The sequence below is a fragment of the Arhodomonas aquaeolei DSM 8974 genome, from assembly GCF_000374645.1.
Taxonomy (GTDB): Bacteria; Pseudomonadota; Gammaproteobacteria; order Nitrococcales; family Nitrococcaceae; genus Arhodomonas; species Arhodomonas aquaeolei.
This window is the reverse complement of the sequence record NZ_KB894812.1, coordinates 1-17,825: the sequence shown is the minus strand read 5'-3', so window position 1 is coordinate 17,825 and position 17,825 is coordinate 1. Positions and strand designations below refer to the sequence as shown.

Annotated in this window: 19 protein-coding genes; 15 read left to right on the top strand and 4 right to left on the bottom strand. The window is 69.4% G+C overall.

Annotated features, from left to right (window positions below):
• Positions 1-4 precede the first annotated feature (4 nt).
• From C516_RS0112700 to C516_RS0112660, 9 genes are all read left to right on the top strand, one after another.
• A complete protein-coding gene (locus tag C516_RS0112700) occupies positions 5-1,294 on the top strand; it encodes a TRAP transporter large permease (RefSeq protein ID WP_018718779.1) in 1,290 nt (429 codons plus the stop codon).
• 26 nt (positions 1,295-1,320) lie between these two features.
• Entirely contained in the window at positions 1,321-2,334 is a 1,014-nt protein-coding gene (locus tag C516_RS0112695) for a TRAP transporter substrate-binding protein (RefSeq protein WP_018718778.1), read from the top strand.
• 92 nt (positions 2,335-2,426) lie between these two features.
• Positions 2,427-3,404, top strand: coding sequence for a PDR/VanB family oxidoreductase (locus C516_RS0112690; protein WP_018718777.1), 978 nt, complete (start codon positions 2,427-2,429; stop codon positions 3,402-3,404).
• Positions 3,405-3,421: 17 nt separating this feature from the next.
• Positions 3,422-4,747: an aromatic ring-hydroxylating dioxygenase subunit alpha gene (locus tag C516_RS0112685; protein ID WP_018718776.1), complete on the top strand. Its 1,326-nt coding sequence runs from the start codon at positions 3,422-3,424 to the stop codon at positions 4,745-4,747.
• A 14-nt stretch (positions 4,748-4,761) separates the two neighbouring features.
• Positions 4,762-5,253 (top strand): aromatic-ring-hydroxylating dioxygenase subunit beta, encoded by a 492-nt coding sequence (locus C516_RS0112680; RefSeq protein WP_018718775.1) that lies wholly within the window; start codon positions 4,762-4,764, stop codon positions 5,251-5,253.
• A 12-nt stretch (positions 5,254-5,265) separates the two neighbouring features.
• On the top strand, positions 5,266-6,885 hold the full coding sequence (locus C516_RS0112675; RefSeq protein WP_018718774.1) for an AMP-binding protein: 1,620 nt from the start codon (positions 5,266-5,268) through the stop codon (positions 6,883-6,885).
• Positions 6,886-6,895: 10 nt separating this feature from the next.
• Positions 6,896-8,062 (top strand): thiolase family protein, encoded by a 1,167-nt coding sequence (locus tag C516_RS0112670; RefSeq protein ID WP_018718773.1) that lies wholly within the window; start codon positions 6,896-6,898, stop codon positions 8,060-8,062.
• Positions 8,059-9,207 (top strand): zinc ribbon domain-containing protein, encoded by a 1,149-nt coding sequence (locus C516_RS0112665; protein WP_018718772.1) that lies wholly within the window; start codon positions 8,059-8,061, stop codon positions 9,205-9,207. The genes C516_RS0112670 and C516_RS0112665 overlap by 4 nt, the downstream gene beginning before the upstream one ends.
• Positions 9,204-9,932 carry an SDR family NAD(P)-dependent oxidoreductase gene (locus C516_RS0112660; RefSeq protein ID WP_018718771.1) on the top strand — a complete coding sequence of 243 codons (729 nt, stop codon included), beginning with the start codon at positions 9,204-9,206 and terminating at the stop codon, positions 9,930-9,932. Before C516_RS0112665 ends, C516_RS0112660 begins: the two co-directional genes overlap by 4 nt.
• 307 nt (positions 9,933-10,239) lie before the next feature.
• Here C516_RS0112660 and C516_RS0112655 read toward each other — a convergent pair whose 3' ends face one another.
• From C516_RS0112655 to C516_RS0112645, 3 genes are all read right to left on the bottom strand, one after another.
• Positions 10,240-10,644 (bottom strand): hypothetical protein, encoded by a 405-nt coding sequence (locus tag C516_RS0112655; RefSeq protein ID WP_156831237.1) that lies wholly within the window; start codon positions 10,642-10,644, stop codon positions 10,240-10,242.
• A gap of 87 nt (positions 10,645-10,731) precedes the next feature.
• Positions 10,732-11,055, bottom strand: a complete 324-nt coding sequence (locus C516_RS0112650) for a hypothetical protein (RefSeq protein ID WP_018718769.1) — start codon at positions 11,053-11,055, stop codon at positions 10,732-10,734.
• 160 nt (positions 11,056-11,215) lie between these two features.
• A complete protein-coding gene (locus C516_RS0112645; RefSeq protein WP_018718768.1) occupies positions 11,216-11,704 on the bottom strand; it encodes a MarR family winged helix-turn-helix transcriptional regulator in 489 nt (162 codons plus the stop codon).
• A gap of 201 nt (positions 11,705-11,905) precedes the next feature.
• On the opposite strand from C516_RS0112645, the gene C516_RS0112640 reads away from it, so the two are divergent.
• From C516_RS0112640 to C516_RS21410, 6 genes are all read left to right on the top strand, one after another.
• Entirely contained in the window at positions 11,906-13,087 is a 1,182-nt protein-coding gene (locus tag C516_RS0112640; RefSeq protein ID WP_018718767.1) for an acyl-CoA dehydrogenase, read from the top strand.
• Positions 13,088-13,217: 130 nt separating this feature from the next.
• A complete protein-coding gene (locus C516_RS0112635) occupies positions 13,218-14,447 on the top strand; it encodes a CaiB/BaiF CoA transferase family protein (protein WP_018718766.1) in 1,230 nt (409 codons plus the stop codon).
• 66 nt (positions 14,448-14,513) lie between these two features.
• A complete protein-coding gene (locus C516_RS0112630) occupies positions 14,514-15,668 on the top strand; it encodes a patatin-like phospholipase family protein (RefSeq protein WP_018718765.1) in 1,155 nt (384 codons plus the stop codon).
• A 672-nt stretch (positions 15,669-16,340) separates the two neighbouring features.
• Positions 16,341-16,583 carry a PhlB family protein gene (locus C516_RS21085; RefSeq protein ID WP_156831236.1) on the top strand — a complete coding sequence of 81 codons (243 nt, stop codon included), beginning with the start codon at positions 16,341-16,343 and terminating at the stop codon, positions 16,581-16,583.
• Positions 16,584-16,678: 95 nt separating this feature from the next.
• Entirely contained in the window at positions 16,679-16,987 is a 309-nt protein-coding gene (locus C516_RS21080; RefSeq protein WP_156831235.1) for a hypothetical protein, read from the top strand.
• A 93-nt stretch (positions 16,988-17,080) separates the two neighbouring features.
• Complete coding sequence (locus C516_RS21410) at positions 17,081-17,374, top strand: hypothetical protein (RefSeq protein ID WP_156831234.1); 294 nt, start codon at positions 17,081-17,083, stop codon at positions 17,372-17,374.
• A gap of 132 nt (positions 17,375-17,506) precedes the next feature.
• Here C516_RS21410 and C516_RS19490 read toward each other — a convergent pair.
• Positions 17,507-17,825: transposase (locus C516_RS19490; protein ID WP_018718764.1), on the bottom strand; the 319-nt coding region annotated here is incomplete at its 5' end.

The following is a 17,825-nucleotide window of genomic DNA, read 5'->3' as shown; positions in this document are numbered from 1 at the left end:
CGGCATGGAATACTGGCTCCCGGGGCTCGCCGCCGTGCTCGGACTGATCGTGCTCGGCCTGCCCATCGCCTTCGCCATGATGCTGGTGGGCGTGGTCGGGGTCGCCGCCATCCTCGGCGTGGACCCGGCGCTGTCCCTGCTCGGGCAGGTGGGCTACGACACCGGCAAGTCCTACACCCTGACGGTGGTGCCGCTGTTCGTGCTGATGGGCAACCTCATCGTGCATGCCCGGCTCGCCGACGACCTCTACGCCGCCAGCAACGCCTGGCTCGGCCACCGCAAGGGCGGACTGGCGATGGCCACGGTCGCCGCCTGCGGCGGTTTCAGCTCGGTGTGCGGCTCCTCGCTCGCCACCGCCGCGACCATGTCCAAGGTGGCGATGCCGTCGATGCGGCGCTACGGCTACTCCGAGGCGGTCTCCAGCGGCGTGATCGCCGCCGGCGGGACCCTCGGCGTGCTGATCCCCCCGAGCGTGATCCTCGTGCTCTACGGGATCATCACCCAGCAGAACATCGGCAAGCTGTTCATCGCCGGCCTGGTGCCGGGGCTGCTCGGCGTGCTCGGCTACATGGCGGCGGTGCGGCTGCACTTCTGGTGGACCGGCGACGCCACCGAGCCGTACCCGAAGCTCGCGTTCGGCGAGCGCCTGCGTGCGCTGCGCGCCGTCGGCGGCGTGCTCTCGCTGTTCGCGCTGGTGATGGGCGGCATTTACCTGGGCGTGTTCACCGCCACCGAGGCCGCCGGCATCGGCGCGAGCGGGGCGCTGGTGCTGGCGCTGTGGCGGCGGGCGCTGACCCCGGCGTCGTTCTACCGGCTGCTGCTGGAGACCGCGCGCACCACGGCGATGATGTTCGCGATCCTCATCGGCGCGGTGGTGTTCTCCAACTTCGTCAACCTCGCGGGGATGCCCGACGACCTCGCCGCCTGGGTGAGCGCGGCGGACCTCGCGCCGATGGCGGTGATCCTCATCATACTGGGCCTGTACCTGGTGCTCGGGGCGGTGCTGGAGAGCCTGTCGATGCTGCTGCTCACCGTGCCGATCTTCTTCCCCATCGTGCAGGGGCTCGGCTTCGATCCGATCTGGTTCGGCATCGTCGTGGTGGTGGCCATCGAGATCAGCCTGATCACCCCGCCCATCGGACTCAACGTGTTCGTGCTCAACACCGTGCTGCCGGAGACCCGGCTGGGCACGATCTTCCGCGGCGTGACGCCGTTCCTGCTCATGGACATCGTCCGGCTGCTGGTGCTCGCGTTCATCCCCGCGATCACCCTGTGGCTGCCGTCGATGATGTAGCCCCGCGCGGGCAAGGAGTGAACAACATGCTGAACCGACTGATCGCCGCCGCCCTGATGCTGGCCGCCGCCGTGCCCGCCGCCGCGGGCAACGTGACCCTGCGCTTCTCCAACTGGCTGCCGCCGGAGCACTACGTGGTCACGGAGATGATCCGGCCCTGGGCCGAGGACGTCGCCGAGGCCACCGACGGCCGCGTGACCGTCGAGATCATGCAGGCGATGGCCAAGCCCGAGGCCCACTTCGACCTGGTGCGCGACGGCGTCGCGGACCTCGCCTTCGGCGTGCACGGCTACACGCCGGCGCGGTTCAAGCTCACCGGGATGGCGGAGCTGCCGCTGCTCGCCGACGACGCCGAGGCCAACTCGGTGGCCTACTGGCGGACCTACCAGCGCTACTTCCGGCCCGCCAACGAGCACGAGGGCGTCAAGCTGCTCTCGCTGTGGACCAATACCCCGGCGCAGATCTTCCTGCGCGGGGGCGACGTCGCCGGCGTCGGCGATCTGTCCGGGCGCAAGGTCCGGGTGCTCGGCGCGACCACCGGCGAGGTCGCCCAGCGCCTGGGTATGACGCCGATCTCCGCGCCTGCCTCCCAGAGCTACGAGCTGCTCTCCCGCGGCGTGATCGACGGCACGTTCTTCCAGAGCGACTCCATCGTCAGCTTCCGGCTGCAGGACTACGTCGACACCGCGGTCACGGTGCCCGGGGGCTTCGCCCACAGCAGCCAGTACCTGGTGATGAACCGCGACAAGTGGAACGCCATCTCCAAGGCGGACCGCGAGGCCATCGAGGCGCTCTCCGGCGAGGCCATGGCGCGGCGCTTCGCCCGGGTATGGGACCGCAAGGCGCGCGAGGCGCGGGAGACGCTCAGGGGCGCCGGCGTGCGTTTCGTCCGGCTGGACGGCGACGCCCGCGACCGGCTGGCCGAGCGCCTGGCGCCGGTTCGCGCGGACTGGGTGGAGACCGCGGCGGAGCGTGGGGTCGATGGCGAGGCGGCGCTGGCGTATTTCCACGACCAGATCGAGGCGCTGAACGCGGAGTAGCGGGGCGGGTGGAGCCGGGAGGGTTCCACCGTCCGAATATATTCATTTGGATGTTTATTGCCGCTGACCTTTCGCGGGCAGGGAGAGAGGCCATGACCAAGCTGGAACTTGAAGTCCGTGCCGCCGAGTGGCTCACGCCGCAGATCCGGCGCATCGAGCTGCAGCGTGCCGGCGGCGGGACGCTGCCCGGGTTCACCCCCGGCGCCCACCTGCGCTTCGAGCTGCCGCTGGACGGCGGCAGCGGGCAGCGGCAGTACTCGCTGATCGTCACCCGTGCCGACGCGGCGGCGATGGCGGCGCCGGAGCGCTACGTCATCGCGGTGCGGCGCGAGGCGGACGGGCGCGGCGGCTCGGCCTACATGCACGAGCGCCTGCAGCCCGGTGACCGGCTCACCGCCGAGGGGCCGGTCAACGATTTCCCGCTGCACGAGGGCGGGGGGCGCGCCGTGCTCATCGCCGGCGGCATCGGCGTCACGCCGATCCTGTCCATGGCGGCGGCCCTGACCGCCGCGGGCCGGGACTACCGCTTCCACTACAGCGGCCGCAGCCGCGGGCAGCTCGTCTTCGTCGACGAGATCCGGGCCCTCGCCGGCGAGCGGCTGAGCGTGCACGCCGACGACGAGCCGGACACCGCCCTCGACCTGGACGCCCTGCTGGCGGGCTACGGCCCGGCCGACCACCTCTACGTCTGCGGCCCCGGGGGCATGATCGACGCGCTCACCGCGGGCGCCCGTGCCCGGGGCTGGCCGCCGGAGCACGTGCACTTCGAGCTGTTCACCGCGGCCGCCCCGCAGGCCGGGGATCACGCCTTCGAGGTGGAGTGCCGTGCCTCCGGGGTGACCCTGCAGGTGGCCGCCGACCAGACGATCCTCGAGGCGGCCGAGGCCGCGGGCCTGGACCCGATGTCCGACTGCGAGCGCGGCGAGTGCGGGGTGTGCTCCACCGAGGTCATCGAGGGCGAGGTGGACCACCGGGACCACTACCTGAGCGACGACGAGAAGGCGAGCAACAGCGTCATGCAGATCTGCATCTCCCGAGCCAGGGGCGAGCGGCTGGTGCTGGATCTGTGAACGAGGAGGAGAAGGCAATGGGCAAGTATCGCGACAACCCCGAAGCGATCGCGTCGCTGGTGGGCGACGACTGCGTCCACCGCGACGTGTACCTGGACGAGGAGCTCTTCGAGCTGGAGCAGGACTACCTCTTCGCGCGGACCTGGAACTACCTGTGCCACGACAGCCAGATCCCCGACCGGGGCGACTACTTCACCGCCACCATCGCCGGGCGGCCGCTGATGGCGGTGCGCCACACCGACGGCAGCGTGCGGGTGATGATGAACCGCTGCGCGCACAAGGGCGCGAAGCTCGCCCCCGAGGAGCGCGGCAACACCGGCAAGTTCTTCCGCTGCCCCTACCACGCCTGGACGTTCAGGACCGACGGCTCGCTGCTCTCGATCCCGTTCAAGAAGGGCTACGAGGGCACGCGGCTGAACGAGTGCCGGGCCGCCAAGGGCCTGGTCACCATCGATAACGTCCGCAACTACCGCGGCTTCATCTTCGTGCGCATCAGCGACGAGGGCCCGGACTTCGACGAGTACTTCGGCCCTGTCATCACCTCGCTGGACAACATGGTCGACCGGGCCCCGGAGGGCGAGATCGAGGTCGCCGGCGGCTGCCTGCGGTTCATGCACGACTGCAACTGGAAGATGTTCGTCGAGAACCTCAACGACACCATGCACCCGATGATCGTGCACGAGTCCGCGGCGGGTACCGCCAGGGAGCTGTGGAAGGACCAGCCCGAGGACGCGCCCAAGCCCATGATCATCCAGCAGCTGCTGCCCTTCGTGAACGACTACCAGTTCTTCGACGCCGGCGGCGTGCGGGTGTTCGACAACGGCCACAGCTACGACGGCGAGAAGGTGAGCATCCACTCACACTACTCCGGGCTGCCCGAGTACGACCGCGCGATGGAGGCCGCGTACGGCCCCGAGCGGGCCCGCGAGATCCTGACCACGGTGCGGCACAACACCGTGCTGTATCCGACCATGACCTCCAAGTGCGCCATCCAGGCGATCCGCGTCGCGCGGCCGATCAGCGCGAACCGGACCCTGATCGAGAGCTGGACCTTCCGGCTAAAGGGCGCGCCGGAGGAGCTGCTGCAGCGCACGCAGACCTACTCGCGGCTGATCAACTCGCCGTTCTCCGTGGTGGGGCACGACGACCTCCACTGCTACGAGGCCATCCAGGCGGGGCTGCTCGCCTCCGGCAACGAGTGGATCAGCCTGCACCGGGACTTCGACCCGGCGGAGCTCGACGAGCCCGAGCGGCTGGATAACGGCACCAGCGAGATCTCCATGCGCAACCAGTTCCGCGCCTGGAGGAAGTTCATGACCGACGGCGCGTCCCGGGGCCAGTGAAGGGGGGCAGGGCGATGAGCGAACACGACACACCCAGCGACGAGGCGCTCGTGGACTTCGTCTACCACGAGGCACGGCTGCTCGACGAGAAGCGCTACGAGGAGTGGTCGGCGCTGTTCACCGAGGACGGGGTCTACTGGATCCCGCTGGAGCACGACCAGCCCGACCCGGAGCACCATACCTCGCTGGTCTACGACGACCGGCTACTCATGCAGGTGCGTATCGGCCGCATGAACAGCCCGCGGGCCTTTTCGCTGCGGCCCACGGTGCGCGGCCACCACCTGCTCGCCCAGCCGCGCATCGAGCGCCGCGACCCGGAGGCCGGCGAGTACGTCCTGCGCACGGACTTCCACTACACCGAGGCCCGGGGCGACGAGGTGCTGCGCTACGCCGCCACCGCCTATCACCACCTCAGCGCCGACGGCGGGGAGCTGCGCATGCGCATGAAGCGGGTCAACCTGCTCAACTGCGATGCCAACCACCCGGCCGTCCAGCTCTACCTATAGGCGGAGGTCGCCGTGAACCGAGCCAATACCGTCTGGGAGGCGTTCCGCGACACCGCGGCGCGGTTCCCGGATCATCCCTGCCTCCAGGTGCTGCCGGAGACGGCGGCGATCTACGGCATCGACGCCGGTGAGCGACGCTACGCGGCGGTCCTGGCGGAGGTCGACGCCCTCGCCGGGGCCTTCCGTGACGCCGGCTACGGCCCGGGGCTGCGCGCCGGGCTGCTGCTGGAGAACCGGCCGTCGTTCCTCACCCACTGGTTCGCGCTCAACCGCCTCGGCGTGAGCGTGGTGCCCATCAGCGCCGAGATGCGCGCCGCCGAGCTGGAGTACCTGTGCGGGCACAGCGAGATCGCGCTGGCGGTGACGCTGCCGGAGCGTGCGGGCGACCTCCGCGCCGCGGCGGAGCGTGCCGGCACCCGGCTCGCGGTGATGAGCCCCGGCGAGGCGGTGCCGCCGGCGCCGCGGCCGCCCGTGGACGCGGCGCTCGACCGCGACAGCGAGTGCGCGCTGCTCTATACCTCCGGGACCACGGGGCGGCCGAAGGGCTGCGTGCTGCCGAACCGGTACTTCCTCGGGGCGGGGGAGTGGTACGCCGGCATCGGCGGCCTGGCCGCATTGCGGGAAGGGGGCGAGCGCATGCTGACACCGCTGCCGGTGAACCACATGAACGCCATGGCGTTCTCCACCCTGGCCATGGTGCTCACGGGGGGCTGCCTGATCCTGCTGGACCGCTTCCACCCGCGGAGCTGGTGGGAGAGCGTGCGCGAGAGCCGGGCCACGGTGGTGCACTACCTGGGCGTGATGCCGGCGATGCTCCTCGCCGCCGAACCCTCGCAGGCGGACCGCGATCACCACGTGCGTTTCGGCTTCGGCGCCGGGGTGGACCGGCGCCACCATGCCGCGTTCGAGGAGCGTTTCGGGTTCCCGCTGCTGGAGGCCTGGGCCATGACCGAGACCGGCCCCGGGGCGGCGGTCATCGCCAACCACGAGCCCCGCCACGTGGGCACGTCCTGCTTCGGGCGTCCGGAGCCCGCGGTGGAAGTGCGCCTGGTCGGCGATGACGGCGGCGACGTCCCCGACGGCGAGCCCGGCGAGCTTTGGGTGCGCGCCGCCGGCGATGACCCGGCCCACGGCTTCTTCCGCGAGTACCTCAAGAACCCGGAGGCCACGGCGGAGGTCTGGGCCGGCGGCTGGTTCCATACCGGCGACGTGGTCCGCCGCAGTGCCGACGGCTCGCTCCATTTCGTCGACCGCAAGAAGAACGTCATCCGCCGCAGCGGCGAGAACATCTCCGCCGTGGAGGTGGAGAGCGTGCTCCAGCAGCACCCGTTGGTGCACCAGGTGGCGGTGGGCGCGGTGGCGGACGAGATCCGCGGCGACGAGGTGATCGCCTGCGTCGTGCCCGCGGAGACGGTATCCGCGGAGCGGCGGGAGGCGCACGCCGCCTCGATCGTCGACTACTGCCTGGAGCAGCTGGCCTATTACAAGGCGCCGGGGTACGTCGCCTTCGTCGAGGCGCTGCCGCTCACGCCCACCCAGAAGGTCCAGCGCGGCGAGCTCCGGGCCCTGGTGCGGGAGCTGCAGGGGCAGGCGTGCTGCGTGGACACCCGCGGCCTGAAGAAACGGCGGTGAGGAGGCGCGCATGAGCACGGGCTACGACGGCGTCGCCGTGGCGGTGCCGGTGAGCTGGGGCTACACCAAACGTTCGCACCACGGGGCGGCGTACTTCCTCGCCGGTGCGCTGCGTGAGCTGCTGGCCCGCAGCGGCCTCGACAAGGCGGCCGTGGACGGCCTGGCGGTCTCGAGCTTTACCCTGGCGCCGGATACCGCGGTGGGCTTCACCCAGTACGCGGGCGTGTCGCCGCGCTGGCTGGAGCACATCCCCACCGGCGGGGCCTGCGGGGTGGTGGCCCTGCGCCGGGCGGCCAGGGCGGTGCAGTGCGGCGACGCCGACGTGGTCGCCTGCCTCGCCGGGGACACCGCCAACTTCGGCAGCTTCCGCGGGCTGATGCAGAACTTCTCCAGCATGAGCCGTGACTTCGTCTATCCCCATGGCGCCGGCGGGCCCAATGCCAGCTTCGCGCTGATCGCCGAGCACTACATGCGCGCCTACGGCGCGGGCCGGGAGGACTTCGGGCGGATCGCGGTGAGCCAGCGCGCCAACGCCGGTCCCGTGCCCCACGCCCTGCTGCGCCGGCCCATGAGCCTGGACGACTACCTCGCCGCCCGCCCGGTGGCCGAGCCCATCCACCTGCTGGACTGCGTGATGCCCTGCGCGGGGGCGGAGGCCTTCCTGGTGATGTCCACCGAGCGCGCCCGCGCCCTGGGCCTGCCCCACGCGCGGGTGCTCGGCGCGATCGAACGCCACAACGCCTTCCCGGATGACCCGGTGCAGTACCGCGGCGGCTGGCTCTACGACCGCGACGCCCTGTACGACCAGGCCGGGATCGGGCCCGCGGACATGGACTTCCTCCAGACCTACGACGACTACCCGGTGATCTCGATGATGCAGATCGAGGACCTCGGCTTCTGCGCCAAGGGCGAGGGCCCCGCGTTCGTGCGCGCCCACGACCTCACCGTCGGCGGCGACTTCCCCCACAACACCTGCGGCGGCCAGCTCTCCGTGGGCCAGGCCGGCGCCGCCGGCGGCTACATCGGCCTGGTGGAGGCGCTGCGCCAGCTCACCGGTCAGGCCGCGGGCACGCCGGTCGAGGCCGCACGCCACGGGCTGGTCAGCGGCTTCGGCATGATCAACTACGACCGTGGCCTGTGCACCGCCGCGGCCGTCCTCGGGGAGGGCGGGCCATGAGCATACTGCCGCCGCGCCAGCGCGGGCCGCTGGGCCGGCGCTTCACCGCCGGGGCCGCGCGCGGGCGCCTGGAGCTGCCCGTGTGCGGCGACTGCGGGCGTATCCAGTATCCGCCGCGGGAGGTCTGCGGCCACTGCCTCTCGGAGGCCCTGGCATGGCGGCCCGTTGCCGGCGCCGGGACGCTGCTCGCGGTCACCCGGCTGCACCACAGCAACGAGCCGTACTTCGCCGCGCGGCTGCCGCTGCGCCTGGGCACCGTCTCCCTCGGCGAGGGCGCGCAGGCGCTGGCCTACCTCGCCGGCCGGGCCGCGCCCGGGGAGACGATGGACGTCCGTGCCGTGCTCGACCGCGGCGGCGAGGGCGTGCTGGTCGCGCAGGCAACGGGAAACGACGAAGCGGAGGAGGTCCGGAGCGCCATGCAGGCATTCACGTTCGATCCGGCGGGGCGGCGCATTGCCCTGTACGCGGCGACGCCGTCCCTCGCCCGGGCCGTCAGCCGCGCCCTGCGCGACGCCGGCGCGGCCGCCGTGGTGCGGCTGGACGCCGATCCCGGGGCGGCCGGGCCGGAGCCCGGTGAGGTGCACGCTACCGTCGCCGATCCGTACGACCCCGTCGCGGTGCGTGCGGCGGCGGGGGCCGTCGACGCCCTCGTGGTCTCCGGGCTCGGGGCCGGCGGCGCGGCGGGGCTGTCCGCGCTGCCCGGGGAGGCGGGCCGCGAGGCGATGGAGCGGGCGGTGGCGGTGCCGCTGGCGCTGGCCGACGCACTGCGCGAGCCACTGGCCGCCGCCGGCGGCGCCGTCGTCCAGCTCGTCTCCGTGTTCGCCCGGGCGCACCTGCCGGCGATGGGCCTGGAATCGGCCCTCCAGGCGACGGCCCTGTCCGCCACCGAGGGCCTGCGCGCCCGCGGCCATGCCGCCGGGGTGCGCGTGCTCACCGTGTTCGCCGGTCCGTTCGGCGGCCCGGACGGGCTCGCCCTGCCGGCGGCGCCGCCGGGGCGGCTCGCCCGCGGCGTGGTCACGGCGCTGGCGTCCGGCGTGGAGGAGAGCGCCGCCGATCCGGTGGCGGAGGACATCCTGGCGAAGTGGCGTGACGAGCCCAAGGCGCTCGAACGCGAGCTCGCCGCAATGGGGGAGGCAGACCAATGAGCGAACCCGTCGCCATCGTGACCGGCGGCAGCGCCGGCATCGGCCGGGCCATCTGCGAGGACCTGCTGGAGCGCGGCTACCGCGTGCTGTCGCTGGCCCGCCGCGCCAGCGATATCGATCACGGGCGCCTGGAGAGCATTCCCGTGGACCTCATGGACCCGGCGGCCACGGCCCGGGTCGCCGCGGACGTGGCGGCGCGCCATCCGGTGACCACCGTGGTGCACAACGCCGGGGTGATCCGCGCGGCGCTGCTGGACGAGGTCGCGGGCGAGGACCTGGACGCGCTGACCCACCTCCACCTCGGTGCCGCCATCACCCTGGTGCAGGCGGCCCTGCCGGCCATGCGCGAGCGTGGTTTCGGGCGCGTGGTGCTGCTGTCCTCGCGGGCCGCGCAGGGGTTGCAGACGCGGACCTGCTATTCCGCGACCAAGGCCGGGATGATCGGCATGGCGCGGACCTGGGCGCTGGAGCTCGCCGGGGACGGGATCACGGTCAACGTGGTCGCGCCGGGGCCGGTGCGCAGCACGGACATGTTCCACGGCGTGGTGCCGGCGGGCAGCGAGCGCGAGACGCGGCTGGCGGAGGGCGTGCCCGTCGGCCGGCTCGGGGAGCCGGCCGACGTGGCGCGGGCGGTGGCCTTCCTGGCCGCGCCGGAGAACGGCTTCATCACCGGGCAGACGCTCTACGTCTGCGGCGGCACCAGTCTGGGTGGTCTGCCCCTGTGACGCACCTGCGCCAAGCTTCCGTGTGGTTTTCCAGTAATCACGTGGACTCGCCCCCTTGAGGCGTCGAGGCCGATGCGCTGGAACGGGGAATGTCGGCTGCCAGGCGCAGCCGACCTACGGGAGATCGGGGAATCGCCAAGCGCGAAGCGCGCGCCGCAATTCAGCGATAACCACCTGTCCAGCTCGGGTAGGTCGCGCGCCGCGGGCGTGCGACGTTCTTGGCCCGGAATGCTCGGGGCGTCGCCCACGGCCTGTGGCCGTGCCCGACCGACCCGCCGTGACGAACCCACGCCAAACTTCCTTGGGGCTAGCGATCATCTCCACGGGGCGTGGCGAGGCGCGTGCGCTCGATGAGGCGAAGGCGGGATTCGGCCCCACATTCGCGCTCCAGATGGGATCCGAGATATGGATTATTGGCGAGGCAAATGAGACAGGCGCCGTTCAAAATGGCACAGCTGTAGTGGAACGCGATCATGGCATTCAGCGAGAGAGAGCTGCCGGCCGCTACGGCGAAGACGGCGGCCCCCACGCACTCACCCCCACAGAGCGCTACGACGGCCGCGACGGTGAAGATAAGGCCTAGGTTGCGGGTGAGCAGGCGTATGCCATTGACGTGCTCATAGCAGGCAAGGAACGCGGGGAAGAAGACCATGAGCACGTTCTCCAGGTTCTCGGCCGTGGCCCAGACGTCACTGCGCTCGAGTTTCAGCATCTCCTGCCACCGATCGACATTGAAGGAGTGGTTCGTCATGGCGAACGGAAAACTGGCGCGTTTTCCCCAGGAGAACCCGACCGCCCACTACTTCTCCAGCCAGCCCACCAGAAACCAGCTGGCCGCGTTGAGCGTCAGCCCCAGGGGAGTGGCCAGGAGAAAGGCGAGCAGATAAAGGCCCACCAGGGTCTCCGCGCTAAGGCAGCCGAAGGTGGAGGCTGAGCCCTCCGCGTCGATGGGAGGGCAGGATCGCAGGGCGGGGATGGCCACCCCGAGAACGGGGGTTTCCGTTGCCGCGGCGAGCCCCAGCAGCAGCAATACGGTGTAGCCGGTCGCACTATCGGATAAAAAGCGGATATACGATAAGGCGACGCCGCGGCCGGAGACGCCCGGGTTCGGTGTGGTGGTCATTCCATGGCGCTCCGCTACGCCGGCCGGAATCCGCAAGGATTCCGCGCATGCGCCCTTTCCCTAGGTCGGAGTATGCGCGTTCTCGGATAGGGCGGTGAACCGTACGTCGGTTCCCGCGCCTGCTCGCGATTGCTCGCGCCAGCGCCTCACCGTGTCGGCGTCAGGCGACCTCGTCGACGTCGAGGCGGTGCTTGAGCGCGAGCTTCATGCGCGCCATCAGGCGGTTGAGCTCGTCCACCTCGGCATCGGAGAGCTCATCGAACAGCTCCACCAGCCACGCCTCGTGGGCCCGGGCCATGGTGTCGAACTCCGCGCGCCCCTTGTCGCTGAGCTCCACCCACTGCACCCGCCGGTCGTCCGGGCAGGGGCGGCGGTTGACGTAGCCGCTGCGCACCAGGCGGTCCACCAGCCCGGTGACGTTGCCGCTGGAAACCAGCAGCAGCCGCGAGAGCTCCGACATGGTCTGGGGGCGATCCGCCCGCTCGAGCTCCGCGAGCACGTCGAACTGCGGCAGGGTGATGGTGAAGTGCTCGCGGAAGCGGCTGCGCAGCTGCTGCTCCACCAGCCCGACGGCCGGCAGCATCCGCAACCACAGCCGCAGTACCTTCTTGTTACGGGGATCGGTGTCGTCGGCGGGCGCGTCCTTCATGGTGTCTCCGGTGCCTCCCTGACTCGTTCGCTACAGGGTACCCCGGAGAAGTATTTTATGTCTAAGTATTTCACGACCCGGCTATGTGTGTGTCACCCACCGGAGATAACAAAAAGTGATCGATACCAGTAGTAACCAATTTTTCTCAAATGACCAGCCCGGTGCCACACTACCGGCACGCCTACCCGCAGGAGAACAGCGATGAATGCGTTTGTCTGGGACGATCCGTTCCTGCTCGACCAGCAGCTCACCGAGGAAGAGCGCATGGTCCGCGAGGCGGCGCGGGAGTACTGCCAGGAGCAGCTCCAGCCCCGCGTGATCAGCGCCTACCGCGACGAGCGCTTCGACCGGGAGATCCTCACCGAGATGGGCGAGCTCGGCCTGCTGGGCCCGACCGTCCCGGAGGAGTATGGCGGTCCGGGCGTCAGCCACGTGGCCTACGGGCTCATCGCCCGCGAGGTCGAGCGCGTGGACTCCGGCTACCGTTCGGCGATGAGCGTGCAGAGCTCGCTGGTGATGCACCCGATCCACGCCTACGGCAGCGAGGCCCAGAAGCAGAAGTACCTGCCCCGGCTCGCCACCGGCGAGATGGTCGGCTGCTTCGGCCTCACCGAGCCGGACCACGGCTCCGACCCGGGCGGCATGAAGACCCGGGCCCGGGCGGTGGACGGCGGCTACCGGCTGACCGGCCAGAAGATGTGGATCACCAACAGTCCGATCTCCGACATCGCGGTGGTATGGGCGAAGTCCGAGGCCCATGACGGCAAGATCCGCGGCTTCATCGTCGAGCGCGGCACCGACGGCTTCGAGACCCCCGCCATCCACGGCAAGCTGAGCCTGCGGGCCTCCATCACCGGCGAGATCGTGCTCGACGACGCCTTCGTGCCCGAGGAGAACCTGCTGCCGGAGGGCCAGGGCCTCGGTGGGCCGTTCGGCTGTCTCAACAAGGCGCGCTACGGCATCGCCTGGGGCTCGATGGGCGCGGCGGAGTTCTGCTGGCACGCCGCCCGCGAGTACACCCTGGAGCGCAGGCAGTTCGGCCGGCCGCTGGCCGCGACCCAGCTCGTGCAGAAGAAGCTCGCCGACATGCAGACGGAGATTACCCTGGGCCTGCAGGCCGCTCTGCGTGTCGGCCGGATGATGGACGAGGGCACCTGGGCGCCGGAGGGCGTGTCGCTGATCAAGCGCAACAACGTCGGCAAGGCGCTGGACGTGGCCCGCCAGTCGCGGGACATGCACGGCGGCAACGGCATCTCCGAGGAGTACCATGTGATGCGCCACATGGCGAACCTGGAGACCGTGAACACCTACGAGGGCACCCACGACGTCCACGCCCTGATCCTGGGCCGGGCGCAGACGGGGATCCAGGCGTTCACCGGGTGAGCGCCGGTGGCACGGCGGATGCCGTGTCCCCGGTGCCCGGGTGGTCATGGCGGGCGCGGTCGCGGCGAGTCTCCCGCGATCCCCTGGTCCGGTCCCGTGGAGCGAAGAGGGTGAACAGGTGACAGAGCAAGTGACAGGCGCACTGACCGGCATCCGCGTGCTGGACCTCTCCCGCGTGCTCGCCGGCCCGTGGTGCGGCCAGCTGCTCGCGGACCTGGGCGCGGAGGTCATCAAGGTCGAGCGCCCCGGCACCGGTGACGACACCCGCGGCTGGGGCCCGCCCTTCCTCGCCGATGCCGCGGGCACGCCCACCCGCGAATCCGCCTACTACCTCTGCGCCAACCGCGGCAAGCGCTCCCTCGCCGTCGACCTGGCGGACCCGCAGGGCCAGGCGCTGGTCCGCGACCTCGCCGCCCGCTCGGACGTGGTCATCGAGAACTTCAAGGTCGGCGGGCTGGCGCGCTACGGGCTCGATTACGACAGCCTGGCGGCCACCAGCCCGGGCATCGTCTACTGCTCGATCACCGGCTTCGGCCAGGACGGCCCCTACGCCAGCCGCCCGGGCTACGACGTGCTCATCCAGGCCATGGGCGGGCTGATGAGCCTCACCGGCCAGCCCGAGGGCAGCCCCGGCGCCGAGCCCATGAAGACCGGCGTCGCCGTGGCGGACCTGTTCACCGGCGTGTACGCCAGCACCGCCATCCTCGCCGCGCTGCGCCACCGCGACCGCACCGGCGAGGGCCAGTACATCGACATGGCACTGCTGGACGTGCAGGTCTCCATGCTCGCCAACCAGGCCAGCAACTACCTCGTCGGCGAAACCGTCCCCCGGCGCGCCGGCAACGCCCACCCGAACATCGTGCCGTACCAGGTCTTCGCCACCGCGGACGGGCACATGGTCCTCGCCGTGGGCAATGACGGCCAGTTCCGCCGCTTCTGCGACGTCGCCGGGCTGGCGGGCTACGCGGACGACCCGGCCTTCGCCACCAACACCGCCCGGGTCGCCCACCGCGGCGAGCTGGTGCCCGTGATCGCCGAGCGCCTGGCCCGCGGCGCCACCGCCGAGTGGGTGAGCGCGCTGCAGGCCGCGGGCGTGCCCTGCGGGCCGATCAACACCATGGACGCCGTGTTCGCCGACCCCCAGGTCCGCCACCGCGGCATGCAGGTCCGCGTGCCCCACGAGGCCGGCGGCCACGTGGACCTCGTGCGCTGCCCCATCCGCATGAGCGCCACGCCGCCGCGCACGGCCGCCGCACCGCCGCAGCTCGGCGAGCACACCCGCGCCGTGCTCGCCGACGAGCTCGGCCTGGACGACGCCGCCATCGCCCGGCTGGTGGAGGCGGGCATCGTCCAGGGCTGATCCCGCGCTGTCGCCCCTGCGGGGGATGTGATACCAGTGGGGCGGGCAGGACGATAGGGAGATGTCATGGGGGATGGACGCATCGGGCTGGCGCTCCAGGGCGGCGGGGCCTACGCCGCGTTCACCGCCGGCGTCCTCTCGGCCCTGATACGGCCGGAGGGGCCCATCCCGCCCGGGCGCATACACGCCGTCACCGGCACCTCCGGCGGCGCCCTCAACGCCGCGCTGCTCGCCCGCGCCATCCATGACGGCATCGCCCCGGATACCTACCTCGACGCCTTCTGGCGGCTCAACCGCATGGAGGACCTCCTCCGCGAGCGCTACCACGCCCTGCGCTTCGTCCCGGACGAGGCCCTGGGTCTGCTCATCGGCCTGCACCGCCACCTGGAGGCGCTGGGCGTGCCCAAGGCCATGCCCATGAGCCACTTCCGCGGCGTCGCCCTGGACATGATCCGCGACCTCGCCGCCGCTGCGGCCCCCACGCTGGTGGAGGACCCGGACGCCGCGGCCCTGCCGGCCCGGCGCCCCTTCGTCACCGTCGCCGCCACCGAGGTCCACTCCGGGCTGGCGCACCTGTTCAGCAACGACCCCCGCACCCGCCGCCTCCTTGACACGCCGGACGGGCGCGACCGCACCCACACGCTCTCCGCCCGCGCCGTGCTCGCCTCCATGGCACACCCCATGGTCTTCGACGCCGTGCGCATCGGCGACGGCGCCTACTGGGACGGCTACTACACCCGCAATCCGCCCCTGACGCCGCTGCTGCGCCAGGGCTGCACCGACATCGTGCTCGTGCGCCTCGTCGCCCCGGACGGCGACACCGTCCCCGAATCCGATGGTCCCATCCGCCAGCGGGTGGAAGAGATCGTGCAGAACACCACCCTCAGCCTCGAGCTCGACGCCTGCCGTACCGCCAACGGCGGCCCGCCGTTCCGCCTCCACGAAATCCGCCTGACGAACACCGGCAACCTCTCCGACGCCGCCTATCCCCTCGCCGAATTCGTCGAACGCCTCGGCGAACTCGGCCGCCGCGCCGTAGCGGACGACGACGGATTCGCGGGCCACTGGCGGGCGAATGAAAACACGAATGAGTTACTGACCACCGCAGACTTCGCTAACGGCGGTATCGGAACCGGGCGGGGCAAAGCCACGGAAACCGGATCGACCGGAATCACCGACGCCCTGCGACACTACCTCACGCGCTGGTGGGGAAGCCGATAACCGGCAGGGCTGGACAATTACCTGCACGCCGTAGCAGGCTAATTCCCAGAACGGATACGAAGGAATGAGGGAGAGGGTATGGACACCGGGGCACGCTCAATGTCCGAGCGGCGGAATATGCCCTCCTGCCGCAAGCTCACGGACACATCCTCCCGCCGCGGCCAGTTCCCGGACGCCACACCGTACGCGCGATATCGCAGGCGCTTCTCACGCTCGGGCGTGTCATTTCCTTTGAAAGCACAATTTTTCCGCCGATCGATCGTGGCATCGCCATCCAACAGTCGCGCGCATACGGCCGCTGGATATCCGCGCTTGCAGCCCGATCACTGTTCCTATCCAGTAGCAGTAGTAGCTCCCCTCTTTACGGATGCCGTAACGCTTCACCCGCAACCGCCCGGCGGAACTCGTCCATCGGCCGGGGCCGCGCGCCGAGGGTATGACATCACCCCCATGTCGAATACGGGGCCTACATACAGTACCAACGGCGCGGACGCAAACTGCAAGCACGATATTGCGGCGCCTCTGGCGGCGCGGAAACTAACGATAAATAAAATCAGTGGGTTACATGGGAAGGCCCAAGCGTGCAGAGTGCAATATCGTGCGCGCACGTTTATTGGATATCCGTGCGCGCTATCTAATCACTGTTGGACGTCAATGATGTGGAGGTCATAAATGGAGTTTCTCGGGTTTCTAATTGTGGTTGGTCTGGCCATCTTCTTTCTGAAGGCCTTCGATTCCGTCGCGGGGCGTGGCCCAAAGCAAGTGTCGGATGGAATCAATCGGTCTAAGCCAGCTCAAAAACAACAACAGTTGGAGGCGCAGCGGGTTCCATGTCCGCATTGTGCTGAGTTCATTCTGCCAGCTGCAAAGATATGCCCCTTCTGCAAATCAGCTTTGAAGGCCGACCAAAAGTGACGTCCAACCAGTGCTTCCATCCGACCGGCCACTCGCTGCGCTCGCGGCCGTCGGCTGAAGCTCGGCGTTAGGCATTCACAACAAAGGGGAAGATCATGCTAAAAGTAATGGTGTCAGCACTTATTCTCTTCGGGGCGTTGATGTCATCTGCCAATGCGGAGACACTTAAGGGCGGCTATCCAGCCTGCGTGTCGGAAAGCTTATTCGACCAATTTACGTCCGCATTAGTGAAGAAAGACAAGCGGGGAATGCAGTACTTGATGAAGCATGGGTGCATCATCACTAAGTCCGGAATTCAGGTCTCGGTCTTAGATACTACTTGGTCGGGGAAAGCCAAAGTTCGTGCTTATGTGGGCGATAATGCGGTTGTGCTTTGGACGAACATCGAAAACGTTATCGACTAGCGCCTAACAAGGCGCTGCACGTGACCGCTATTTCGCTACGCTTCATAGCGTCACGTGAGCTTTATCGTTATATTTTCAAGGAGGAAACCGAGTATGAAAGGATCGGATATTGAAGCGTATTTAGATTCGCTTCCTCACGCCAGACAGCTCGATCGCGATAAAAATGACTATTTAGTCTCTTACCGACTGGATACAGACGCCGAAGTGGCGTTCGATCCAAGAACTGGTGACAAGGCCTCCCTTTTCATAGCTCTGCTACCAAGCCGATTGCTAAAAACTCCGGGTGTGTCTCTCGTTGAAACGTATCCGCCCACGAATCCCAGCACTGCCCTAAAAAGGGTTTCGCCGTACCTTGATGGGCTGCCCACTAAGGAAGCGCTGAACTAATGCGGGTTTCGTCGATTTCGACGTGGCCAATGCCGCCAGAAGGCGCGATTGGTGGCCGTTCAAGGCGGCCTGTGTTGCTGCTCGCCGGCAAAATGCCGCCGTATTGCTCATGTGGAGCGCTTTTCTGCGGTCTCAACACGCACCTCCCCCTGGGACGGCCGGCAATCGTCGACGAGCCAGTAGCAGATTCGCCAGGCCGAACAGCGCATACAACTGCGCCTCGTTCTTCGCGATGCCGCGGTAGCGCACCTTGCGGTGGCCGAACCGGTTCTTGAGGACGTGAAACGGATGCTCGACGTAGGCACGGATCTTCGCCTTGATGAGCTCGCAGGCTTCCCGGGCCTGAGCGGTTTCATCGTCGCCGAGCGCCCGGCGCGCGCCGCGCTTCATGGCCACATGCCACTTCGTGGTGCTGCCACGATGCTCGGCGCGCTTGCTCACGCCCTGATAG